Origin of the sequence: Bradyrhizobium denitrificans, assembly GCF_013179005.1 — a bacterium.
Classification (GTDB): domain Bacteria; phylum Pseudomonadota; class Alphaproteobacteria; order Rhizobiales; family Xanthobacteraceae; genus Bradyrhizobium; species Bradyrhizobium denitrificans.
In genome coordinates this window covers 200,246-224,619 of record NZ_JABFDP010000010.1, presented here as the reverse complement: position 1 = coordinate 224,619, position 24,374 = coordinate 200,246, and the positions used below count along the sequence as shown (strand labels likewise).

At 66.1% G+C, this 24,374-nt stretch carries 18 protein-coding genes and 1 pseudogene; 9 read left to right on the top strand and 10 right to left on the bottom strand.

The window, feature by feature from the left end; genetic code table 11:
- The first annotated feature begins 121 nt into the window (after window positions 1–121).
- Entirely contained in the window at window positions 122–2,446 is a 2,325-nt protein-coding gene (locus HL671_RS13205) for a sensor histidine kinase (protein WP_172236620.1), read from the top strand.
- A 339-nt stretch (window positions 2,447–2,785) separates the two neighbouring features.
- On the top strand, window positions 2,786–3,103 hold the full coding sequence (locus HL671_RS13200) for an antibiotic biosynthesis monooxygenase family protein (protein WP_172236619.1): 318 nt from the start codon (window positions 2,786–2,788) through the stop codon (window positions 3,101–3,103).
- A gap of 81 nt (window positions 3,104–3,184) precedes the next feature.
- Here HL671_RS13200 and HL671_RS13195 read toward each other — a convergent pair whose 3' ends face one another.
- A complete protein-coding gene (locus HL671_RS13195) occupies window positions 3,185–4,078 on the bottom strand; it encodes a LysR family transcriptional regulator (protein ID WP_012043228.1) in 894 nt (297 codons plus the stop codon).
- Between the two features lie 260 nt (window positions 4,079–4,338).
- Between HL671_RS13195 and HL671_RS13190 the strand changes: the two genes are divergently transcribed.
- The 5 genes from HL671_RS13190 to HL671_RS13170 are packed head-to-tail and all read left to right on the top strand — an operon-like array spanning window position 4,339 to window position 10,352.
- Window positions 4,339–4,815 carry a formate dehydrogenase subunit gamma gene (locus HL671_RS13190; RefSeq protein WP_012043227.1) on the top strand — a complete coding sequence of 159 codons (477 nt, stop codon included), beginning with the start codon at window positions 4,339–4,341 and terminating at the stop codon, window positions 4,813–4,815.
- Window positions 4,812–6,368, top strand: coding sequence for a formate dehydrogenase beta subunit (locus HL671_RS13185; protein WP_012043226.1), 1,557 nt, complete (start codon window positions 4,812–4,814; stop codon window positions 6,366–6,368). Before HL671_RS13190 ends, HL671_RS13185 begins: the two co-directional genes overlap by 4 nt.
- A 22-nt stretch (window positions 6,369–6,390) precedes the next feature.
- Complete coding sequence (gene fdhF / locus HL671_RS13180; RefSeq protein ID WP_172236618.1) at window positions 6,391–9,270, top strand: formate dehydrogenase subunit alpha; 2,880 nt, start codon at window positions 6,391–6,393, stop codon at window positions 9,268–9,270.
- Window positions 9,271–9,283: 13 nt separating this feature from the next.
- On the top strand, window positions 9,284–10,120 hold the full coding sequence (gene fdhD, locus HL671_RS13175; protein ID WP_172236642.1) for a formate dehydrogenase accessory sulfurtransferase FdhD: 837 nt from the start codon (window positions 9,284–9,286) through the stop codon (window positions 10,118–10,120).
- Window positions 10,110–10,352, top strand: coding sequence for a formate dehydrogenase subunit delta (locus tag HL671_RS13170; protein ID WP_012043223.1), 243 nt, complete (start codon window positions 10,110–10,112; stop codon window positions 10,350–10,352). Before fdhD ends, HL671_RS13170 begins: the two co-directional genes overlap by 11 nt.
- Window positions 10,353–10,389: 37 nt before the next feature.
- Here HL671_RS13170 and HL671_RS13165 read toward each other — a convergent pair whose 3' ends face one another.
- The 6 genes and pseudogenes from HL671_RS13165 to pufB form a co-directional block, all read right to left on the bottom strand.
- Window positions 10,390–13,347, bottom strand: a complete 2,958-nt coding sequence (locus HL671_RS13165; protein WP_172236617.1) for a bifunctional [glutamine synthetase] adenylyltransferase/[glutamine synthetase]-adenylyl-L-tyrosine phosphorylase — start codon at window positions 13,345–13,347, stop codon at window positions 10,390–10,392.
- The gene (locus tag HL671_RS13160) at window positions 13,344–14,804 is read right to left on the bottom strand and encodes an ATP-binding protein (protein WP_012043221.1); all 1,461 of its coding nucleotides are present in this window, start codon (window positions 14,802–14,804) and stop codon (window positions 13,344–13,346) included. The genes HL671_RS13165 and HL671_RS13160 overlap by 4 nt, the downstream gene beginning before the upstream one ends.
- A gap of 298 nt (window positions 14,805–15,102) precedes the next feature.
- Complete coding sequence (locus HL671_RS13155; RefSeq protein ID WP_172236616.1) at window positions 15,103–15,690, bottom strand: hypothetical protein; 588 nt, start codon at window positions 15,688–15,690, stop codon at window positions 15,103–15,105.
- Between the two features lie 14 nt (window positions 15,691–15,704).
- On the bottom strand, window positions 15,705–17,132 hold the full coding sequence (locus HL671_RS13150) for a PucC family protein (RefSeq protein WP_172236641.1): 1,428 nt from the start codon (window positions 17,130–17,132) through the stop codon (window positions 15,705–15,707).
- 328 nt (window positions 17,133–17,460) lie between these two features.
- Window positions 17,461–17,640, bottom strand: a pseudogene (locus HL671_RS38730) (light-harvesting protein); the annotation flags it as partial.
- Window positions 17,641–17,650: 10 nt separating this feature from the next.
- Window positions 17,651–17,806, bottom strand: coding sequence for a light-harvesting antenna LH1, beta subunit (pufB, locus tag HL671_RS13140; protein ID WP_008963656.1), 156 nt, complete (start codon window positions 17,804–17,806; stop codon window positions 17,651–17,653).
- 368 nt (window positions 17,807–18,174) lie between these two features.
- Between pufB and HL671_RS13135 the strand changes: the two genes are divergently transcribed.
- Window positions 18,175–20,508, top strand: coding sequence for a GAF domain-containing protein (locus HL671_RS13135; protein WP_172236640.1), 2,334 nt, complete (start codon window positions 18,175–18,177; stop codon window positions 20,506–20,508).
- 26 nt (window positions 20,509–20,534) lie between these two features.
- Complete coding sequence (locus HL671_RS13130) at window positions 20,535–21,209, top strand: response regulator (RefSeq protein WP_041750641.1); 675 nt, start codon at window positions 20,535–20,537, stop codon at window positions 21,207–21,209.
- Window positions 21,210–21,242: 33 nt separating this feature from the next.
- Here HL671_RS13130 and HL671_RS13125 read toward each other — a convergent pair whose 3' ends face one another.
- The 3 genes from HL671_RS13125 to HL671_RS13115 form a co-directional block, all read right to left on the bottom strand.
- Complete coding sequence (locus HL671_RS13125) at window positions 21,243–21,923, bottom strand: response regulator transcription factor (RefSeq protein ID WP_172236639.1); 681 nt, start codon at window positions 21,921–21,923, stop codon at window positions 21,243–21,245.
- Window positions 21,924–22,200: 277 nt separating this feature from the next.
- A complete protein-coding gene (locus HL671_RS13120; RefSeq protein ID WP_172236615.1) occupies window positions 22,201–23,784 on the bottom strand; it encodes a Do family serine endopeptidase in 1,584 nt (527 codons plus the stop codon).
- A gap of 91 nt (window positions 23,785–23,875) precedes the next feature.
- A complete protein-coding gene (locus HL671_RS13115) occupies window positions 23,876–24,139 on the bottom strand; it encodes a hypothetical protein (protein WP_148221440.1) in 264 nt (87 codons plus the stop codon).
- Window positions 24,140–24,374 lie beyond the last annotated feature (235 nt).

Below are 24,374 nucleotides of genomic sequence, written 5' to 3'. Positions count from 1 at the left end.
GCTTTTGCCAAATCGTTGACTCTCGACAGCCCGACAAATCTGGATTCAAATTGACTTGATTCGGAAGCGGCTGGGGCTCTTTCGAAATTCGGGTATCCAGGAAGTCTCGGGGGTCTACAGCATGGCGCGTGCGCATGCCGCGAACGCGTGCGTCCAATCTTCTGATTCCATCAAGGGGTTGGCGCAATCGATCGCGAAACCGGCCTATCAAAGGCTGCTGACTGCTGAGCCGGTATTGCGTCGTGCTGTCCCTACTTTGATCATCGCCTTTCTTGTCACCATCTGCCTCGGCGCCTTCGTCCAGGTGCTCGACCAGAGCCGGCAGAAGCGCGCCGCGACCAAGCGCGACCTCACCGCGGTCTCCGACCTGCTCGCGGACCGCATCGGCCATCTGGCGATGCGTCCGGACCGGGTTGCCCATATCGAGCACCTGCAGAGCCTGCTGCCGGATATGATTCCCGCCTGGGGCGCCGCGCCCGGCCGCCACGTGATCGTCACCGGCGCCGACCACCGCATCCTGGCCCGCGTGCCGGTCGATGCCGCGCTCGGCGAGAACGACCGCATCCTCGACCTGATCTCGACGGCCCAACTGCTGGCGACGCCGGGGCTGCAGGGCGCGGTCACCGAGATCACGCTGCCGAACGGCCGGCCGGCATTTGCGATCTCACAGCTGATCAAGGCCCTGCCCGGCCGCGTCGTCATCATCCAGGAGAAGCTGGAGCCGATCTGGGGATCGGACGCCGCGCTGTCGGTCACGCTGTCCGCCACCACCGGCTTCGTCGTGCTGATCCTCGGCTTCGCCTTCCACTGGCAGTCGACCCGCGCTCGCGAGGGCGACCTCATCAACGACGCCGTGCGCGGACGGATCGACACCGCGCTCAACCGCGGCCGCTGCGGCCTGTGGGACTGGGACCTGTCGCGCGGCCGGATTTTCTGGTCGAACTCGATGTTCGAGATGCTCGGCCTCGACAACCGCACCGACCTCCTCACCTTCGGCGAGGTCAATGCGCTGGTGAACTCAGACGACATCGACCTGTTCGCGATCGCCGACCAGCTGGTCGCCGGCGACATCCACCAGATCGACCAGAGCTTCCGGATGCGTCACACCGAGGGTCACTGGATCTGGCTCCGCGTGCGCTGTGAGCTCAGCCAGGGCACCACGGCTTCCGGCCTTCACCTGATCGGCATCGCGGTCGACATCACCGAGCAGAAGAGCCTCGCCGAGAAGACCGTCGAGGCCGATCTCAGGCTGCGCGACGCGATCGAGACCATCTCCGAAGCCTTTGTGCTGTGGGACGCCAACAACCGCCTCGTGCTGTGCAACTCGCACTTCCAGAAGCTGCACAAGCTGCCGGACTCCGCCGTCATCCCCGGCACCTCCTACGAGACCGTCATCGAGGTTGGCAAAATGCCGGAGATCCGCACCCGGCTGCACGACCACAGCCAGCAATCCCCGGGCGCGCGCACCTTCGAGGCACAGCTCGACGATGGCAGCTGGCTGCATATCAGCGAGCGCCGCACCAAGGACGGCGGCTACGTGTCGGTCGGCACCGACATCACCCGCATCAAGGAGCACGAGCAGAAGCTCGTCGACAATGACCTGCGCCTGCGCGCCACCGTCATCGACCTGCAGCGGTCACAGAGCGCGCTGGAGCGCCAGGCGATCGAGCTCGCCGACCTCGCCGAGAAGTACTCTCAGGAAAAGACCCGCGCCGAGGAAGCCAACCAGACCAAGTCGAAATTCCTCGCCAATATGAGCCACGAGCTGCGCACGCCGCTCAACGCCATCATCGGCTTCTCCGAGATCATGGGCAGCGGCATGTTCGGCTCGCTCGGCTCGGAGAAGTACCAGGAATACTGCCACGACATACTGACGTCGGGTCAGTATCTGCTCGAGGTCATCAACGACATCCTCGACATGTCCAAGATCGAGGCCGGCCGCATGAAGCTCGACATGGAGCCGCTCGACCTCGCCAAGACCCTGGCAGAGTCGCTGCGCGTCGTCTCCGGCCGCGCGCAGGACAAGCGCCTGGTGCTCGACGCCGACATCGAGGGCAACATCCCGATCGTCGCCGACCGCCGGGCCACCAAGCAGATCATGGTCAATCTGCTGTCCAACGCGGTCAAGTTCACGCCCGAAGGCGGCCGGGTCACGATGCGCAGCCGCGTGTTCGACGACAAGGTCGTGCTCATCATCGCCGATACCGGCATCGGCATTCCCGCGCAGTCGCTGGCGCGGCTCGGCCGCCCGTTCGAGCAGGTCGAGAGCCAGATGACCAAGACCTATCACGGCTCCGGCCTGGGCCTCGCCATCGCCCGCTCTCTGACCCAGCTGCATGGCGGCTCGATGCGGCTGCGCTCGCGGATCGAGTCCGGCACCGTGGTCCGCGTCACCCTGCCCCGCGATGCCTACAAGGCCACGGCGAGCATCTCGGTCGCGGCGTGATGCCGAGCGGTTGTCGTGCTCCGCGCAGCGGGCGGTCACGGCTTGCCTGGACGACGCGCCGGAGATCGGATGTCACGCCCCCTCTGACCGGCGTGAATGGCGAGGACGCAAGCGACGCCTGCGGGCGCAGGTCCCGGTGACCCGGCCGGAGGCGGCGGTGATGCGGGAGACGTTCGCGGGCTCTTGATCCGACATGCCTCCGGGCGACTGTGACCCGCCTGGGCGTGGCCGCGCGCCGCGCGCGCACACCAGGCCCGCCGGCAGCGCAATTTTCACCAAGTCCCGGGCGCGGCCACCATGCGATAGCTCGGGTGACGACATCACCTGAGGGACGATCAGATGCTGAAGCGTGTTTGGCGCGGCTGGACCAGCCCGGCGAATGCAGATGCCTATGAGGACCTCCTCCGCGCGACCATCTTTCCGGGCATCGTGAATCGGAAGCTCGACGGATTTCTGGGCATCGAGCTATTGCTCAAGCCGCTCGAGGCCGAGGTCGAATTCATGACGATCATGACCTTCGCTGATCGGGACGCGATCGTTCGCTTCGCCGGGCCGGCGCATGAAACGGCCGTCGTGCCGCTGGCCGCGCAGAACCTGCTCAGTCGCTACAATAAGCAGGCGACGCATTACGAGCTGCGGACCACGTGCCGGCCGTGATCGAGACCGGATCGGCCAGCTGTGACCCAGGGCATCCGAGGCGACAAGCCGACCAGCGCCGTCAGCGTGCGCCAACACCCCTCACGCCTGCAGGCTCGGCGCGACCTCGCGGGCGACCTGCACCAGGGCTGCGATCAGCGGCGTCATTGGATCGCGCTGCGGGATAACGAGGCCGATCTGGTAGTTGATCACGGGATCGACGATCGGGATCGAGCGCACCTTGTCGGCGAGCCCCAACGTCTCGGCCAGCTTGGCGGGCATCACGCTGGCCCAGCGGCCGGTCTTCACATGGGTGTAGAGCACCAGCAGCGAATTCGAGGTGAGCGTCGGCGTCACCTCGTTGCCCGCCGCGCGCAGCGCGCGGTCGATGATGCGGCGGTTCTGCATGTCCGGGGTCAGGAGGCACAGCGGCACCTGTCCGACCTCCTGCCAGGTCACCTGGTCGCGATCGCCGAACATGCTGTCCGGCGCCGTCAGCAACCGGTAGCTCTCGTTGTAGAGCGGGATGGTGCGGACACGGCCGATCGGCTCGTTCTCGATATAGGTCAGCCCGGCATCGACCTCGAGATTCTCCAAGAGGCCGAGCACGTCGGCCGACGTGCACGACATGATGCGGAACCGGACCTCCGGATGACGGGCGCGGAACGGGGTGGTCAGCGAGGCCACCATGCCGAGCACGGTCGGAACCGCCGCAAGCCGTATTTCACCGGAGAGCTTGTCCTTGAGGCCGTTGATCTCCTGACGCATCGCCCGGAAGTCGCCGACGATCCGGCGCGCCCAATCCAGCGTGCGCTCCCCCTCCGGCGTGAAACCCTGGAACCGGGAACCACGCTGCACCAGCATCACCCCGAGGATCTCCTCGAGCTGCTTGATGCTGGTCGACATCGTCGGCTGGGTGACCCCGCACGCCTCCGCCGCCCGGCCGAAATGACGCTCCTTGGCCAGCGCCAGCAGCAGTTCGAGCTTATCGATCAAGGTCGGCCTTCCAGCAGTTGAATAGCCTGGTTCCGCACGTCTTCGGCATTATCGGCCATAGAAAAATTCTATCACGTCGGCGAAGGCACCGACACCGCAAAACACGCCGCATCCCCGTCCCGGGAAAGCCCATTTTCCGTCAACTTCTAATTATCTCTCGATTGCGTTTCGCTATCGCAGCACGGGACAGCTTTATTGATATCTTGAGCAATTCCAATTCAGATATGCGAAACGATTGCAGCGCTTGAATCGGGATCAGGATGACGCCGGTGTACGAAACCTGGGAGACGGCGCGCGGCGCCGAAATCATCGCAGAACACAGCAAGATGGAGGGGGCGACCTTGCCGATCCTCCACGCGCTGCAGGAGGCGTTCGGCTACGTGCCGGAAGAGGCGATCCCGATGATCGCCACCGCGCTGAACCTGTCGCGCGCCGAAGTTTACGGCGTGTTTACATTCTACCATGATTTCCGCGCCAAGAAGGCTGGTCGTCACGTGCTCAAGCTGTGCCGCGCCGAGGCCTGCCAAGCCGCTGGCGGCGATGCGCTTGCCGCCCGCGCCGAAGCCAAGCTCGGCATTGCCCTTGGCAACACCACAGCCGATGAGCGCGTGACGCTGGAGCCGATCTACTGCCTCGGCCTGTGCGCCACCGCGCCGTCGGCGATGCTGGACGGCCGCCTGGTCGGTCGGCTCGACGAAGCCCGGATTGATGCTCTCGTCTCGGAGGCCCAGCGATGAGCGTGCGTCTTTTTGTCCCGTGTGATGCCGGCGCGCTCGCCGTCGGCGCCGATGAGGTTGCGCAGGCCTTGCACAAGGCTGCGCTTGAACGCGGAGCCGAGGTCGAGATCGTCCGCAACGGGTCCCGCGGCCTGTACTGGCTGGAGCCGCTGGTCGAGCTGGAGACGGCGCAGGGCCGGTTCGGCTTCGGTCCGGTGACCGCTGACGACGCGCCGTCGCTGCTCGACGCCATCATCGCCGACAAGCCGCATAAGCTGTCGCTCGGCCTGACCGAGGAGATTCCGTGGCTGAAGCGGCAGACCCGCCTCACCTTCGCCCGCTGCGGCATCGTCGATCCGCTCTCGCTGGACGACTACCGCGCCCATGGCGGCTACAAGGGCCTCACCCGCGCCCTGACGCTGACGCCGGATGCGGTCATCGCCGAGGTCACGACGTCCGGCCTGCGCGGCCGTGGCGGCGCCGGCTTCCCGACCGGCATCAAGTGGAAGACGGTGTCGCAGACCGCGGCCGATCGCAAATACGTCATCTGCAACGCCGATGAAGGCGACAGCGGCACCTTCGCCGACCGCATGCTGATGGAGGGGGATCCCTTCGTGCTGATCGAAGGCATGACCATCTGCGGCATCGCGGTGGGCGCCACCAAGGGCTACATCTACACCCGCTCGGAATATCCGCACGCGATCGCGACCATGGCCAAGGCGATCGAGATCGCCAAGAAGGCCGGCCTGCTCGGCGACAAGATCGCCGGCTCCAACTACACCTTCGATCTCGAGGTCCGCACCGGCGCCGGCGCCTATGTGTGCGGCGAAGAGACCGCGTTGATGGAGAGCCTGGAAGGCAAGCGCGGCGTGGTCCGCGCCAAGCCGCCACTGCCGGCGCATCACGGCCTGTTCGGCAAGCCGACCGTCGTCAACAATCTGCTGTCGTTCGCCGCCATTCCCTTCATCCTCGACGAGGGCGCCAAGGCCTATGCCGATTTCGGCATGGGGCGCTCGCGCGGCACGATGCCGATCCAGATCGCGGGGAACGTCAAGTTCGGCGGCCTCTTCGAGACCGCGTTCGGCATCACGCTCGGTGAGCTGGTCGACGACATCGGCGGCGGCACCTTCACTGGCCGCCCGGTGCGCGCGGTGCAGGTCGGCGGGCCGCTCGGCGCCTACTTCCCGCGGGCGCTGTTCGATACCCCGTTCGACTACGAGGCGTTCGCCGCCAAGGATGGCCTGATCGGCCATGGCGGCATCGTCGTGTTCGACGACACCGTCGACATGTCGAAGCAGGCGCGCTTCGCGATGGAGTTCTGCGCCATCGAATCCTGCGGCAAGTGCACGCCCTGCCGCATCGGCTCGACGCGCGGCGCCGAGACCATCGACAAGATCCGCCGCGGCGAGCGCGTCGCCGAGAACATTGCGCTGGTCGAAGACCTCTGCGGCACTATGAAGCTCGGCTCGCTGTGCGCCCTCGGCGGCTTCACGCCCTATCCTGTGCTATCAGCGCTGAAACACTTCCGTGAGGACTTCGGACCTCAGCAGCCGCGCCTGCAGGCTGCGGAATAGACATTCGGGAAAGGACACCGCCATGTCACTCATCCACGAAACCGATTACGGCACCCCGCGCTCCAAGTCCGAAACGATGGTGACGCTCACCATCGACGGCCAGAGCATCACCGTTCCCGCGGGCACCTCGATCATGCGCGCGGCCATGGAGGCCGGCACGCAGATCCCGAAACTATGCGCGACCGACATGGTCGACGCGTTCGGCTCCTGCCGACTCTGCCTCGTCGAGGTCGAGGGCCGCGCCGGCACGCCGGCCTCCTGCACCACGCCGGTGGCGCCGGGGCTCGTCGTCCACACCCAGACCGAGCGGCTGAAGAAGCTGCGCAAAGGCGTGATGGAGCTCTACATCTCCGACCATCCGCTGGACTGCCTGACCTGCGCCGCCAATGGCGATTGCGAATTGCAGGACATGGCCGGCGCGGTCGGCCTGCGCGACGTGCGCTACGGCAACCAGGGTGAGAACCACGTGTTCGCCGACGCCTGCGGCGAAGCCAACCCGGCTTGGCTGCCGAAGGACGAGTCGAACCCCTATTTCACCTACGATCCCTCCAAGTGCATCGTCTGCTCGCGCTGCGTCCGCGCTTGCGAGGAGGTCCAAGGCACGTTCGCGCTGACCATCTCCGGCCGCGGCTTCGACAGCCGGGTGTCGCCGGGCATGAGCGAGAGCTTCCTCGGTTCGGAGTGTGTGTCCTGCGGCGCCTGCGTGCAGGCCTGCCCGACCGCGACCCTGACCGAGAAGAGCGTGATCGAGATCGGCCAGCCCGAGCATTCGGCGGTCACCACCTGCGCCTATTGCGGCGTCGGCTGCACCTTCAAGGCGGAGATGCGCGGCGAGGAAATCGTGCGCATGGTGCCGTACAAGGACGGCAAGGCCAATCGCGGCCATTCCTGCGTCAAGGGCCGCTTCGCCTATGGCTATGCGACCCACAAGGAGCGCATCCTCAAGCCGATGATCCGCGAGAGCATCGATCAGCCCTGGCGCGAGGTTTCCTATGACGAGGCCTTCACCTTTGCGGCCCAGAAGATGCGCGGCATCCAGGCCAAATATGGCCGCGACTCGATCGGCGGCATCACCTCGTCGCGCTGCACCAACGAAGAGACCTATCTGGTGCAGAAGCTGATCCGCGCCGGCTTCGGCAACAACAATGTCGACACCTGCGCCCGCGTCTGCCACTCGCCGACCGGCTACGGTCTCGCCACCACCTTCGGCACCTCCGCCGGCACGCAGGACTTCGACTCGGTGGAGGACTCCGACGTCATCATGGTGATCGGCGCCAATCCGACCGACGCACATCCGGTGTTCGGCTCGCGCATGAAGAAGCGGCTGCGCCAGGGCGCCAAGCTGATTGTGGTCGATCCGCGCAAGATCGATCTCGTGAAGTCGGCGCATATCGAGGCAGACTATCACTTGCCGCTGCTGCCCGGCACCAACGTCGCGATCATGACCGCGATGGCGCATGTGATCGTCACCGAAGGCCTCGTCAACGAGACCTTCGTGCGCGAGCGCTGCGATTGGAGCGAGTTCCAGGACTGGGCCGAGTTCGTCGCGCTGGAGAAGAACAGCCCGGAGGCAATCGCCGCCATCTCGGGCGTCGACCCGGAAGCGATCCGCGGCGCCGCCCGCCTCTACGCCACCGGCGGCAATGGCGCGATCTATTACGGCCTGGGCGTCACCGAGCACAGCCAGGGCTCGACCACGGTAATCGCAATCGCCAACCTCGCGATGGCGACCGGCAATATCGGCCGCCGCGGCGTCGGCGTGAACCCGCTGCGCGGCCAGAACAACGTGCAGGGTTCCTGCGACATGGGCTCGTTCCCGCACGAACTGCCGGGCTACCGGCACATCTCGGGCGACGCGGTGCGCGACCAGTTCGAGGCGATGTGGAACGTCAAGCTCAACCCTGAGCCGGGCCTGCGCATCCCCAACATGTTCGACTCCGCGATCGACGGCACCTTCAAGGGGCTGTACGTGCAGGGCGAGGACATCCTGCAGTCGGATCCGAACACCACGCATGTCGTGCAGGCGCTGTCGGCGATGGAATGCGTCATCGTCCAGGACCTGTTCCTGAACGAGACCGCCAACTACGCCCACGTCTTCCTGCCCGGCTCGACCTTCCTGGAGAAGGACGGCACCTTCACCAACGCCGAGCGTCGCATCCAGCGCGTCCGCAAGGTGATGACGCCGCGCAACGGCCTCGCCGACTGGGAGGTCACGATCGGTCTCGCCAAGGCGATGGGCTTCGAGATGAAGTACAGCCATCCTTCGGAGATCATGGACGAGATCGCGGCGCTGACGCCGACCTTCACCGGCGTCTCTTATCAGAAGCTCGAGGAGATGGGCTCGGTGCAGTGGCCCTGCAACGAGACCTATCCCGAGGGCTCGCCGATCATGCATGTCGACGGCTTCGTCCGCGGCAAGGGCAAGTTCGTGGTCACCGAATATGTCGCGACCGACGAGCGCACCGGCCCGCGCTTCCCACTCCTGCTCACCACGGGCCGCATCCTGTCGCAGTACAATGTCGGCGCCCAGACGCGGCGCACCGACAACGTGGTGTGGCATGGCGAGGACGTGCTGGAGATCCATCCGCACGACGCCGAGCAGCGCGGCATCCGCGACGGCGACTGGGTGCGGCTGACCAGCCGTGCCGGCGAGACCACCTTGCATGCGCTGATCTCCGAGCGTGTGGCGCCGGGCGTGGTCTACACCACCTTCCACCATCCGCTGACCCAGGCCAACGTCATCACGACGGACTATTCCGATTGGGCGACCAATTGTCCGGAGTACAAGGTCACGGCGGTGCAGGTGTCGCAGTCCAACGGCCCGTCGGACTGGCAGAAGGCCTATGACGAGCAGGCCCGCAACTCGCGCCGCATCGCCCCGATCGTGGAGGCGGCGGAGTAGCATGACCGATGCAGTGCGCATCGCGGATCGTCTGGTCTGGCGCGACGGAGCCCTCACCGAGGGCCACCGCCGCGTGCCGGAGGAGACCGCGGTCGCATTGACCTATAATGGCGGCACCCAGGCCGTCATGATGGCGACGCCGCAGGATCTCGCCGATTTCGCCATCGGCTTCAGCCTCAATGAGGGTCTCGTCGCCAGCCGCGACGAGATCGTCTCACTCGATATCGTCGCGCTGGATGACGGCATCGAGTTGCGCATGTGGCTGCCCGACGCGTTGGCTGAACGCCTGGCCGAACGCCGCCGCAACATCGCGGGCCCCACCGGCTGCGGCCTGTGCGGCATCGACTCCCTCGCCGAAGCGGTACGCCCGGCAGCACATGTCGCGGCGGGCCGGCGCTTCGCCCCGCGTGACGTCATGGCCGCGCTGGCGGCGATCGAGCCGTTGCAGAAGCTTAACCACGAGACCCGCGCCGTGCATGCCGCGGCGTTCTGGACGCCGGCGCGCGGCATCGTGAGCCTGCGCGAGGATGTCGGCCGCCACAACGCGCTCGACAAGCTCGCAGGCCAATTGGCACAGTCGCGCTGCGCCGCCAGCGAAGGCCTCGTGATCATGACGAGCCGGGTCTCGGTCGAACTGGTGCAGAAGGCGGCGGCGATGGGCGCGCCCGTGCTGGTCGCCGTCTCCGCCCCCACCGCGCTCGCCATCCGCATGGCCGAGGCCGCCGGCATCACGCTGATTGCGGTCGCCCGCAATGACGGCTTCGAAATCTTCACCCATCCCGAACGGATCGTCGCGAGTGCCGAGACCGGCGCGCGATCAGCACAGACGGACACGCCCCATGTCGCATAGCACCCACGACCGCCTGGTCTACATGGCCAACCAGATCGGCAAGTTCTTCCAATCCCAGGGCGGCGAGCAGGCCGTGAGCGGCGTCGCCGAGCACATCAAGAAGTTCTGGGACCCACGGATGCTGAAGAGCATCTTCGCGCACCACGACGCCGGCGGCGCCGGACTTGATCCGGCGGTGAAGGAAGCGATCGGCAGGCTGAAGCAGGCGGCGGTCGCCAAGGAAAAAGCGTAGCGCGCGGCTCCCCGGCAGCCCGATCGCTCGCGTTCAGCTATTCCTCCAACAGTGACGTGAACACCCGGCGCACTTCGCTCTGGGTTTCACGTAAGCGCGCCTCGAGCGCCGAAAAATCCGGCGCGTCGCCGGCGCGGGCCAACACGCGCAGCAGGTCCTCCCCGGCCTGATCCGGCTTGAACTTGTCGCTGACGCAGAGCCGCAGGATCTGCGTCAAGTCATGATAGAGCCGTGCCGCATGGCGCAGGATCACGGCATCGGCGCGCGGCAGCACGCCGAGCCGCTCTGCATGGTCGAGCACCTGCAGCGAGCTGACATCGAGGATCTCCGGCTTGGTCGCCGCATGCACGAGCTGCAAATATTGCGCGACGAAATCGATGTCGACCATGCCGCCCGCGGCGTGCTTGAGGTCCCACAGATCCGCCTCGCCCTTCTCGGCCGCGATTGCCCGGCGCATGTCGGCGACATCACGCGCGATGGCAACCGGGTCGCGCGGCCGCCGCAGCGCGGTCTGGATGATCTCTTCGATGCGGGCGCGAAAGGCCGGTGAAGCGGAGATGACGCGAGCGCGCGTCAGCGCCATATGCTCCCATGTCCAGGCCTCCCGCTCCTGATAATGCGCGAAGGAGTCGAGATGCGACGCGAGCGGACCGGCGCGGCCCGACGGCCGCAGCCGCATGTCGATGTCGTAGAGCACGCCGTAATTGGTACGCGAGGTGAAGGCGGAGATCAGCCGCTGCGTGAAGCGCGCGAAATAATGCGCGCCCTGCAGCGAACGCTCACCGTCGGAATCCGGTTCGTCGGCGTCGAAGTCATAGAGCAGGATCAGGTCCAGATCCGACGACGCCGTCATTTCCCGGGCGCCGAGCCGGCCCATCGCGATGATCGCGGTTTCCTGGCCCTTGATGCGGCCATGCTGGGCGGCGAAGCGCTCCGTGACCAGACCGTGGACGGTGTGAACGATGCCCTCGGCGACATCGGCAAAGGCGGTGCCGGCCTGCTGCGCCGAGACGGTGCCGGAAAGAATGCGCGTGCCGATCAGGAACAGGCTTTCCTGGCCGAACAGCCGGAGACGGTCGAGAAACTCCTCATAGGTGCCGGCGTCCTGCAGGGTCGCAGCCAGGCGCTGCGACAATTCCCGCTTGTCCGGCATGGCGCCGAAGAAGCGCGGATCGATCAGGCCATCCATCAGCCGCGGCTGCCTCGCCAGCATATCGCCGAGCCGCGGCGCAGCGCCGAGCACGAGCGCCACCAGCGCCACCAGATCGCGGTTCTGCCCAAGCAACGAAATGAGCCGTCCGCCGAGCTGCAGCGCCTGCAGAAAGCGGTCGAAGGCAACGACGGCGCGGTCCGGCTCGTCGGCATGGGCGAGGCCATCGATCAGCGCCGGCAGGAACTCGGTGAAGCTGGTGCGTGTCGCCTCGGTCCGGAACACGCGATACTCGCCCGCCAGCCATTGCTGCAAGGTCTTGGCGACCATGACCGGATCGCGGAAACCCAGCCCCGCAAGATGTTCCATCAGGCGCGGCTCATCGGGACCCGCGCCATAATTCACCGGTGGCAGGCTGACCGTACCGGTCGGGTCGCCTTCGAACAGCCGTGCGTAATGTCCCTGCACGATATTGAGATGGAACAGCAGATCGCTCGCAAAGCGTTCGCGGCTCTCATAGCCGAAGAAACAGGCGAAGCGTCTGACGCCCTCGGCGTCGTCAGGCAGGCTGTGGATCTGCTCGTCCGCCATCATCTGCAGCCGATGCTCGACCCGGCGCAGGAATTCGTAGGCCGTAGTGAGCTCGTCCCGCGCCTGCTCGGTGATCCATTTGCTGGCCGTGAGAACGCCGAGCGCCTGCAGCGTGGGACGCACCCGCAGCTCGGGATGCCGTCCACCGGCGATCAATTGCTGGGTCTGGGCGAAAAACTCGATCTCGCGAATGCCGCCGCGCCCGACCTTGACGTTATGCCCCTCGACCGCGATCTCGCTGTGACCGCGATACACCTGCATCTGGCGCTTCATGTCGTGCACGTCGGTCAGTGCCTGGAAGTCGAGATGCTTGCGCCAGACGAAGGGCGACAGCTCCGCCAGCATCGCCTCGCCGGCGGCGATATCGCCGGCGCAGATGCGCGCCTTGATCATCGCGGCACGCTCCCAGGTGCGCCCTTCCCGCTCGTAGTAATGCAGCGCCGCCTCGGTCGACATCGCCACCTGGGTCGAGGCCGGATCCGGCCGCAGTCTGAGGTCGACGCGGAACACATAGCCATCGGCGGTGCGGCTCTGCAGCAGCCGGGCGAGCGCCTGGGTGACGCGGACGAAGAACGGCTGCGGCTCGATGTCGCGGGCCAGCGAATGGACCTCGGGATCGAAGAACACGATCAAATCGATATCGCTGGAATAGTTCAGCTCGCCGGCGCCCATCTTGCCCATTGCGAGCACGAACAGGCCGCAGCCCTGCTCCGGATCGTCGGCATCGCGCGGCGCCAGTCGGCCGCGCACCGCCTCCTGCCGCAGCAGATATCGCAGCGCCATCTGCACCGCCGAGACCGCGACATCGGTCAGTGCCGCCGTCACTTGCATGACCGGCCAGACACCGCCGATGTCGCACAGCGCGATCAACAGCGCCGCTTCCGACTTCAGCTGCCGCAGCAGGCGCATGACGTCGGCCTCACTGGTCGCGGCGAACACCTCGCGGCCGGTGCGGCTGATCAGCTCGGCCAGATGCGCCTGCGGCTCGGAACGCAACAGGCACTCGAAGCGGCGGGCATCGGCCCGGACGAGATCGAACAGATAGGGCGAGCACTCGGCAATGCCGAGCAGGATGCTCCGCGGCAAGCCCTCGGCCAGCAACGCGCGAAGCGAAGCAGCCAAGGATGGCTCGAGTTCGGCGAGCCATTCATTGAGGCGATGTTCGGCTTTGTCGGGCGCACGGACATGCGGGCCGGAAACGAAACGTTCGGCCAGGATCTGCCCGTCCGCGTTTCCCGGCGCGGATGAGGTCATGCGGCCTTCTGTGGCACATCCTGTGTCGGCGCCGCAAGCTTCGCGGGCACCCCGGCGCCCGCGGGCAGAACGAGGGTCGCGATCAGCCCCGGCCTGGCGTCGCCAAGCCGCAATTCGCCGCCATGCAAGGTCGCAACCGCCGAAGCGAGACTGAGTCCCAGCCCGGAACCCGGCAAGGTGCGGGATGCCTCGAGCCGAACAAAACGCTCGACGGCGTGCTTGCGCTCGGCCTCCGGAATGCCCTCGCCATGATCGGTCACGCTGAGCAGCACCTGACCGCCCTCGCGCCGCGCCTCGATCAGGATCTCGCGCGTCGCCGCCGCCGCATTCGGATCGAGCGGCAGCGCCGCCGGCTTGCCGTATTTGATCGCGTTCTCGACGAGATTGGCAAGCGCCTGGCTGATCAGCTCGCGATTGCCATGCACCGGTGCTGCCGCCGCCTTGACGCGCAAGGTCATGTCGTTGTCCTCGGCGAGCGGCTCATACAGCTCGTGGATGCCGCCGGCGACCTCCGCCGCATCGAATTCGACCATGTCGCCGCGCGCCTGCCCCGACTCCGCGCGCGCGATCATCAGCAGCGCATTGAAGGTTCGGATGAGGCCATCGGACTCTTCGATCGTGCGCTCCAGCGCGGCGCGATATTCGTCCTCGGAGCGCGACTTCGCCAGCGCCTCCTCGGCGCGGTTGCGCAGCCGCGTCAGAGGTGTCTTCAGATCATGCGCGATATTGTCGGAGACCTCCTTGAGGCCGGTCATCAGCGCCTCGATGCGCTCCAGCATCGCGTTGAGATTTTCCGCCAGACGATCGAGCTCGTCGCCACTGCGTCCGACCGGCAGCCGCCCCGTGAGATCGCCGTCCATGATCCGGCGCGTCGTCCCGGTCATCGCATCGATCCGCTGCAGGACGCGCCGCGCCACGAAGATGCCGCCGCCGATGCCGAGCACGACGACCACCAGCACCGACCATTGCGCCGCCTTGGCGACGATCCCGAACAGCCGCCGCCGCTCCTCCAGATCGCGCCCGATCAGAAGGCGAAAGCCGCTCGACAGCTGCGTGACATAGACCAGCGCGCGGTGGTTCTGCTCGCTGGAATCGTCGAGCCGGCGATAGAACGTCTCCGACCAGCCGGACGAGCCCATCACGCCCGGGGCGAGCGAGCCGACATTGCCGGCGATCGCCTGCCCCGTCGGCGTGGTGATCAGATAGAGATTGGCGCCGGGGCGCAAAGCGCGGTTCTCGATGTTGTAGACCAGGCCGCGCAGACCGCGATGGGAGAAAATGTCGGTCATCTCGCTGATTTCGGCGGTGACCGTGGTCGAGATCTGCTCCGTAATGAGACGGCGGGTGTTCCAGGCGAAATAGCCGAGCAGCGAGGCGGCAAACAACGCAAACAACAGAAGATAGACCAGCGTCAACCGGAACGCCGTGGTGCGGATCAGCTTACCGAAGGCCGTCACGAACCTGTCCTCAAAGCGCTCAAACTCCCGGCTGCAGCCCGAATAGGTCTCCGAACCTATCAAACGGGCATGCTAGCCAGAAGTGACAAAGCGTTCATGAACAGGGGCGCCGACCCGTCAGGATCCCCGGGTGAGAACCGCAGACCTCCCACTGACAGGAAGGGCGAGCATGCGGCCTGGACATGGCCATGCCGGAGCCGCCTTCGATCGGCAGGGACGGCGGTCCGGCGCTTCAAGCCGTGAGCACCGCACGGCTCCACCCACCAATCTGGGCTTCCTTGTCGGGGCGACCCCGCCTCTATCTCCGCACTGGACTTTGTCGGATCAAGGTTGGAATGCGCAGCAGCGACGACAGCGGCGAAGCGTCGTGGCTGAGCAGAGGAATGCCGAACGACGAGGTGCCCGGATCGAACCGCCGCAGCAAGGGCAGTCCAAGCAGCGCGGATAGCGCCAACGAACTGCGCGACAATGTAGGGACGTTCCAGAACCTGGCAAACGGCGTCGGGTCGTCCAGCAACACCGGCATGTGCAGGATGCACGACATCGGCGTCGCCTCGTCCCAGGGCATCACATGGCTCTCGGGTTCGGAAACTCCGGAATCGATCGGTCCGAAATTGCCGAGAATCTGAATGGCCCTGCCGCCGCCGGTGAAAGGCGCGTGCACCGTCACCAGCGCCCCGCCCCTGCTGACGCCCTCGGCATAGACCCGCGCGTGCGACTTCAGGACGTATCCCCGCGTGATCGCCGCGACGATGTCATCGCTGGACTCGCCCGCGCTGTCGAGCGTCACGAGATAGACTTCGGAATAGCCCTCTTGCTCGAGCGCCGCCTTGGCGTTCGCAGCCTGCGCAGGCGTGGCGTACATTCGGCTGATCGTCTGACTCATGGCTTCTCCAATGCTCAGGTGGTCCGGACCCCTGCGTTGTCGGGCCTCACTCGTGCTTGCAGACGCCCGTCCTGACCATCACGAACGAGATGGGCCATGGTCAGCAGCGTGGCGAGCAGCATGATGATTTCCAGTGCGTAGACCGAAACATATCCAGTGGCCGCGCCCAGCGTGTTTGGCGGCGCAACGCTCGCAACCAGATCACGCATGATCCCGCCGAGCGCGATCGCCACGCCCGCCGCGGAAGCCTGAACCGCTCCCCAGGCCCCAAGCGCGAGACCAGCCTGGTCTTGCGGCGCCAGGTTCATGGTGGCCGTCAGGGTGCCATGACCGAACAGGCCGGCGCCGAAGCCGATCAGAAGCGTGCCCAAGCCAAACAGCAATGCGGAGGACAACGGCGCGGCCGCGATCACCGCGAGAAACGCCGGGATGCCGACCAGCGCACCGTAACCCGCCATCCGGAACGGATCGAAGCCGCGGCTCAACACGCGCGATGCGAGTCCAAAGCCGGACAGGCCGCCGATGGCAAGCGCCGCGGTCAGCTTGGTCGTATCTCCGACGGTCAGATGCAGGATCTGCCCCCCATAGGGCTCAAGCAGGACATCCTCCATGCTAAATGCCATCGTCCCAAGGCCGACGGTGACGAGCCGGCGCATCGCCTGTCCGCCACGGAGGTAGCTTTCCCACGACTGCTGAAAGGTTGGCACATGGGCGACCGTCTTGGTCGAGCGGCCGCGCGCCTCCATCTTCCACAACGCGATGGCGTTGAACACGATCGTGGCGACCGCAGTCCCCTGGATCACCTGGATCAGACGCGCCGGGCTGAAATCCGCGAGCAGGATGCCGAACAACAGCGCGCTGGCCATCGTTCCGAGCAGCAGCATCACATACATCAGTCCGACCACCTTCGGCTGCGACTCGACCGGCGCCAGATCGGTCGCGAGTGCAAGGCCGACGGTCTGGGTCGTATGCAATCCGACACCGACCAGAAGAAAGGACAGGGCAGCGCCGAGCTGACCGATCCAGGCCGGCGCATGGCCAGCCTGCCCGCCGCCCGACAGCACCAGCAGCGCGAACGGCATGATGGCGAGGCCGCCGAACTGCAACATCGTGCCCTTGTAGATGAAGGGCACCCGCTTCCAGCCCAGTTCGGAGCGATGCGTGTCGGAGCGGAAGCCGATCACGGCGCGGAACGGCGCGAAGATCAGCGGCAGCGACAGCATGATCCCGACCAGCGATGCCGGCACGCCGAGTTCGACGATCATCACACGGTTGAGCGTGCCGATCAGCAGCACCAGCGACATGCCGACCGAGACCTGAAACAGCGACAGGCGCAGCAGCCGGGAGAGCGGCAGATCGGGGGTGGCGGCATCGGCAAAAGGCAGAAAGCACGACCCCAACCCGATCCAGCCCTTCATCAAACTTTGGCTGACCCGATTCATCATCTCTGAAACCATCCGAGCAGATGCGCGCCATCACCGCGGCTGAGCTGTGTCTCGCTCCCCCGCGAAAATGACCGGGGTCCGTAGATCCCGGTCCGTCTTCATTGTCCGCGAACGGCGCCGCCTATTTGTCGTCGCGCGGTGCGAGCGTGGCTAGCGACACCTTGTCCGGCGCGTGACTCGTCGTGTCTTCGGACGTCGCCTGAGCTTGCGCAGGAACGGGCGCGACCGTGACGACGAAGGACGAGCCGGCCCTCGCATTCTCTGCCGACACGGGAGCGACTGAGATGACATAGCCCGGCACGGCCTTCGCGTTCAGGGCCACCGGCGACACGGTTTCCTCCAGCGAGGCCTTCTTGGATTTTCCGCCCTCGAAGAACGCCCCCATCCACGTGGTGTGCGTCAGCACCGTGTAGTGAACGCACAGCGATGTCAGCGCGACGCTTCCGAGAAAGAGCGGCAAGCCGACCGTGGGGTTGACCACGCACCAGATCCGACCTTGGTTCATGTCGGCCCCCTCAATGCAGCCAGGGCGAATAGATGTACGCAAGCAAGTGCGCGACACATGCGATCACGAAGAACACGCGGGCGCCGTCGATTACGTGCTTGTGCAATTCCTCCGATTCCGGGATCGTCAGTCCCGTCGGCCAAACTCTGTTGGGATCGTCCGGCATCACGTCACCTCCTGTATTGTCTCATGGTTGGTCTCTCGTGCTGAACCGTGTCGTCTCGCTTCACTCTCGCGAGCGCGTTGCCCGCGCCTGGACGTGACAGCCGGCTCGATCCGGGCACGACGGTGCCTTCGCCGGCCCGCATGAGCAGCGTTTGTTGTCCAGAGTGACCGCAATCCCGCCTTGATAATCGAGTGTCCAAACAGAACCGCTGTCACCACGTAAATTCTGATTTACATACGTTAATGTCAATTATAATGGACATTCCGGACTGTCAGGATAATCCCGGACATTGAAACGCGCGGCGCGCCTGTGGGCACACGACGGTTGCGGGATTAGCATTCACCGAAATCGTGACACTGATGGCAGCGATGGATCCGATCTTCGACGGCACGGCGAACGCTCCCATCTCCTGCGTCAGCGAAGCGGATCTGACGCTCTGCGACCGCGAGCCGATCCGCACACCAGGTGCAATCCAGCCCCACGGCCTGCTGCTCGGGCTCGATCCTGAAGAGCTCCGGATCACACATGCCGGCGGTGATGTGGCCGGCCTGCTGACGGCGGCGCCACAGACGCTGCTGGGAGACAGCGCTTCGCGGCTGTTCTCGCCTGACCAGATGAGACAGTTGCGCATGCTCGCTGGCGGCGCCGGCCCGCAACGCGCGGTGCATGCCTTCAGCATGGCCGGACATTCCGAGGCGAACGCCGACGTGATCGCCTTTCGCAGCGGCGCGGTGCTCGTGGTCGAAATCGAGCTCCGACGTGAGCAAGCGCCGGACAATCCGCTTGCGGCCGTCAAGGGCATGCTGCGCAACATCCAGCAGACGGAGACGGCGCCGTCGTTCTGTCAGGCCGTGGTCGATGAGGTCCGCCACCTCGTCGGCTTCGACCGGGTGATGTTCTATCGTTTCCTGGACGATGGCAGCGGCGCCGTCATCGCCGAGGCCGCGGCGCCGGACGTCGAGTCCTTTCTTGGCCTGCATTATCCAGCTTCCGATATTCCAAAGCAGGCGCGCGAGCTCTACCGCACCAACTGGATTCGCGCGATCCCGGATGCGCGCTATGCGCCGGCGCCGATCCTGTCGCTCGGCGACGCGCTACCGGCCGCCGCGCTCGATCTCAGCCAGAGCACGCTGCGCAGCGTCTCGCCGATCCACCGCCAATACCTCGCCAATATGGGCGTGGTGGCATCGATGTCGATGTCGATCATCATGCGTGGCCGGCTATGGGGCCTGATCGCCTGCCACCACCGCGAACCGCGCTATCTGCCCTACGGCTTGCGCGAGGCCTGTGAGTTGTTCGCCGAGATGGTGTCCTCGCATCTGGAAGCCCGGCTCGCCGCCGAGAGCTTCGAACTGCAGAAGCGCAGCGCGAAGATCCATGAAGAGCTGCTCAACCGGCTGAGCCGGGAATCCGAGCTCGCGGCTGGCCTGGTCCGGTTTCGGCCCAATCTGCTCGATCTCATTCCGGCCGGCGGCGTCGGCCTGTGGATCGACGGGCAGTTCACCAATATCGGAGCGACGCCGGATCGCGAGGCGACCGAGGCGATTGTCGGTTGGCTGAACGCGACCGTCAAAGAGGGCGTGTTTCAGACCGACTGCCTCGCCCTGCTCTATCCGCCCGCCGAACATTTCGCCGATGTCGCCAGCGGGTTGCTGGCGTTGTCGGTGTCCAAGAGTCCGCGCGACTATGTGCTGTGGTTTCGTCCCGAGCTGGTGCAGACGGTCAATTGGGCGGGCAAGCCGGCCAAGCCGGCGCAAGGCGGGTCGGACCATGAGATGCTGACGCCGCGGACCAGCTTCGCGATGTGGCAGGAGCTGGTTCGATTGCACGCCTCGCCCTGGCTCGCGGCGGAGGTCGAAGCGGCGCACCGGCTCAGGGTGGCGCTGCTCGAGGTGGTGCTGCGGCGCATCGACCAGCTCGCGCGCGAGCGCGAAGCCGCCCGGCAGAGGCAGGAGCGGCTGACGAGCGAGCTCAACGAGCGGCTGGCGCAATCGGAGCGGCTCGCCCGTGCGCTGCGCAAGGAGACCGAGCTGCGCGCCGCCGTCGAGGGCGACCTCACCCAGGTGCTCCGCCGCACCGTGGCGGATCAGGAGACCGAGCGGCAGCGCATCGCCCGCGAGCTGCACGATACGCTGGGCCAGTCGCTGACGATGCTGCAGCTCGGATTGCAGGCGATCGGCCATGAGATCGCCGGCGGACCAAAGCTGCAGCAGCGGTTCGACGGCATCAAGACTATCGCGGACAGCCTCGGGCGCGACGTCCACCGCATCGCCACCGAGATCCGCCCGAGCGCAATCGACGATCTGGGGCTGCAGAAGGCGATCGAGAGCCTGCTGGAAACCTGGAGCGAGAACGCCGCCCTCAACTACTATCTGCATCTGTCGCCCAAGGACATGCGATTGCCGAAGGCCATCGAGGCCACGCTCTACAGGGTCCTGCAGGAGACCCTGACCAACGTGGTCAGGCATGCCGAGGCCCGCAAGGTCGGCGTGATCCTCAACGTCACCGATCGCGAGGTGAGCATGATCGTGGAAGATGACGGCCGCGGCTTTCCTGCCGATGCGGACGACCCCACGGCCAGTCCGGCGATGCGGCTCGGACTGCTCGGCATCCGGGAACGGCTGGCGCTGGTCGGCGGCTCGCTGGAAATCGAATCCTCGCCGGGACGCGGCACCACCGTCTTTGCCAGGGTGCCGCTCTGATGGCGACGAGGGGCCGGGAAACCCAGATGGACGAGCTGCAGACATCGGCGCGCATCCGCGTGTTCTTTGCCGACGATCACCCGATCGTGCTCGACGGCATCAAGGCGCTGATCGCCGAGGACGCGCAATTGGACCTGGTCGGATCGGCGCTCGACGGCCCGACCGCGCTGCGGCGGGCCATCGACCTGCGGCCCGACGTGGTGGTACTGGATCTCTCGATGCCCGGCATGAGCGGCATCGAGGTGGCGCGGAAGCTGCTGGCCGCCTGTCCCAGCAGCCGCGTGCTGCTCTTGACCGTGCACGAGGACGCCGCCTATTTCCGCCAGGCGCTCGAGATCGGCATCGTCGGCTATGTCCTGAAGCGCACGGCCACCGAGGAGCTGAACCGCGGCATCCACGCGGTCGCCGCCGGCGCGGTCTATCTCGATCCGGCGATCGCCGAGCGCGCGCTCGGGACGGCGGCGCGGCAGATCCCGATCCGCGCCGACGCGCTCTCCGGCGTCGAGCTCAGCCTGCGCGAGGCCGAGGTGGCGCGGCTGACGGCGGCCGGATACAGCGCCAAGACCATCGCGCTGAAACTGCAGATCGGCGTCAAGAGCGTCGAGACCTACAAGAAGCGCTGCATGACCAAGCTCGGCTTCCAGAGCCGGGTCGAGCTGATCCACTACGCCATCGGCAAGGGCTGGCTGAGCGCGCCGTGAGACGGTGACGGGTCTGCAGCCCGCGATCGCGGATCACCGCAACCCGTCGCGGATCATGTAGCCGGCGCCGCGGATGGTGTGCAGCAGCGGGCGGTCAAAACCCTTGTCGATCTTGGAGCGCAGCCGCGAGATGTGGACGTCGATCACGTTGGTCTGCGGATCGAAATGATAATCCCAGACGTTCTCCAGCAGCATCGTGCGCGTGACCACCTGCCCCGCATGCTTCATCAGATATTCGAGCAGGCGAAACTCGCGCGGCTGCAGGGTCAATTCGTCCTTGCCGCGGGCGACCCGATGCGACAGGCGGTCGAGCTCAAGATCGCCGACCTTGTAGGTTGTCTCCTCGGCCGGCCCGCCATGGCGGCGCGACAGCACCTCGACGCGGGCGAGCAGTTCGGCAAACGCGTAGGGCTTCGGCAGATAATCGTCGCCGCCGGCGCGCAGGCCCTTGATGCGGTCGTCGACCTGGCCGAGCGCCGACAGGATGAGAACCGGGGTGCGGTTGCCCTTGTCGCGCAGCGCGCCGATCAAGGACAGGCCGTCGCGCTTGGGCAGCATGCGGTCGACCACCAGCGCGTCGTAATCGCCGCTCTCGGCCATGGCGAGGCCCTCCTCGCCATCGCCAGCGAGATCGGCGACATGCCCGACTTCGCGGAACGCCTTGACCAGATAGTCGGCGGACTCGCGGTCGTCTTCGATGATCAGGAGGCGCATTGCGGAAACGGGGGCGGCGGTCACGGTTGGATGTCCATCTACATGGTCCGGCCGCCGTTTCCGTGCAAGGCGGCCTCAGCCCGGGGGGTTAATCAAACGGGGAAAGTGGGCGGTGAAGCTGGGGGACTTCACCGCCCGAGTTCCTTCCGACGGAGGGGGGCGTTGTTCCTACCGGAAGGTTTGCGGGAGCGGGACTTATGCCCGCCCCCAGGAAGAGCCGCCGACGCGGGGGCAACATGCCGGCGACTCTCCATCTCGTGAAAGCCTCAGCCCTTCATCAGCCTTTGGCCAGCGGCACCGCGACGAAGCGCGACTGGCCGCCGCTCTTCACCCGCATCAGCACGCTGTTCTTGTTGTCGTTGCGGGCGGCATTGATGGCCTCGCGCACGTCACCGGCCGAGGTCACGCTCTTGCCGGCCACTTCGAGGATGACGTCGCCTTCCTTGAAGCCGCGATCGGCCGCGGCGCTCTTCGGATCGACCTCGGTGACGACGACGCCTTCCTTGCCGGCGCCGGCCACGCTCGATGCCGGAGCGACGGTCATGCCGAGCTTCGGCACGTCGGCGCCGCGGGTCGGGCTGGAATTGTCGCCGCCGGTGTCGGCCTTGGCCTCGATCGTGTTCGGCAGCTTGCCGAGCGTCAGGCTGATGGTCTTCTCCTGGCCCTTCTGCAGCACGTTCAGCTTGACCGACGCGCCGGGCGCGAGACCGCCGATGGTGCGGGCGAGCTCACGCGCGTCCTTCACCGGCTCGCCATTGACCGAGGTGATGACGTCGCCGGACCGGATGCCCGCCTTCGCCGCCGGACCATCGGCCTGGGGCTCAGCGACCAGCGCGCCCTCGGCCTTCTTCATGCCCAAGCTGTCGGCGATGTCCTGCGTCACCGGCTGGATCTGCACGCCGATCCAGCCGCGGCTGACCGAGCCATTGTCCTTGAGCTGCGCGATCACGCTCTTGACCGTCGAAGCCGGGATCGAGAACGCGATGCCGACGCTGCCGCCGGAGGGGGAATAGATCGCGGTGTTGACGCCCACGACATTGCCGTCGACATCGAACGCCGGACCGCCGGAATTGCCCTTGTTCACGGGCGCGTCGATCTGGATGAAATCGTCATACGGGCCGTTGCCGATGTCGCGGCCCACGGCCGAGACGATACCAGCCGTCACCGTGCCGCCGAGGCCGAACGGATTGCCGACCGCCAGCACCCAGTCGCCGATGCGCGGCTTGCCGTCGGCGAGCTTGGCGAACGGGAAGTTCGAGCCACCCTCGACCTTGATCAACGCCAGATCCGTGCGCTGGTCGGTGCCGATCACCTTGGCGCTATAGGTCTTGCCGTCGTCGGTGGTGACCTCGACCTTGTCGGCGCCGTCGACCACGTGATTGTTGGTCACCGCATAGCCGTCGGCGGAGATGAAGAAGCCGGAGCCTTGGCCGGTCACGGCGCGACCGCCACCGCGGCCGCCGCGGCCCGGCATGCCGGGAATGCCGTTCTCACCGCCGAAGCGGCGGAAGAAGCGCTCCATCGGCGAGCCCGGCTGGAACGGCGTGTCGTCGTCGCTGTCGTTCTTGGCGACCTTCTCCGCGATATTGACCTTGACCGAAATCACCGACGGCTTCACCCGCTCCACGATGTCGGCAAAGCCGACCGGGCGCGCCACCTTGCTGACCTCATTTGCGACCTGCGCATGCGCCGAGGTCGAGAACAGGTCGAGCTGCGCCCCCTGCGGCGACAGGCCATAGGCGGCGACGCCGAGGCCCGCGACCACGGAGGCCATCAGCGCGAATTTGCGCGCCGAGAACAGCCCACGCCAGGGCTGGCGATAGGAGGGAAGCGAGGACAGGTCGGTCGGACGGTCAGTCATACGGTTTTCTCCGCAAGCGATTTTGTTCAAGGTCAAAACTTGGGTCCCGGGCTACTCGCCCCGTTCGCCAGTGAAGATGGGGCTCGCCGCCTTACGGCGTGCTGGCTGCGGCGTTAAACTTCTGTAATGGACGGACATGAAGACTGCGGCAGAATGGCGCAGATCGCGGGCCACGCAAGAAAAGAGGCGTACTTTCAATCTCTTGTCGCAGTCCCGACAGCCCCACCGCTGCCATCTCTGTGACCGCCCGACCAAAGTCGTAGCGCACCTCCCGTCCGTTCGCCGCGGGTTCACCGCAGGCGTAGACCACCACACCAACCGCCTGGCCAAAACGACGGATGACGCTGGCACTCATCCGCCCTCCCCGTTCCGGCTGCGTCCGGGCCCCGTAGCCCGCATGAGCGAAGCGACATGCGGGGATCACCGCCCCCATCAATGTCGCGCAAGCTCCCGCCCCGCCCTCAGCCGTCATTCCCCGCGAAGGCGGGGAATCCCGTACGCCGCGGCCTCTCGGTCAAGCCACGACGCCACGGAGTCCTGGATCCTCTGACTGAGACTGTCCTCGGCTCGCCTGAGTACTACTCGACTCA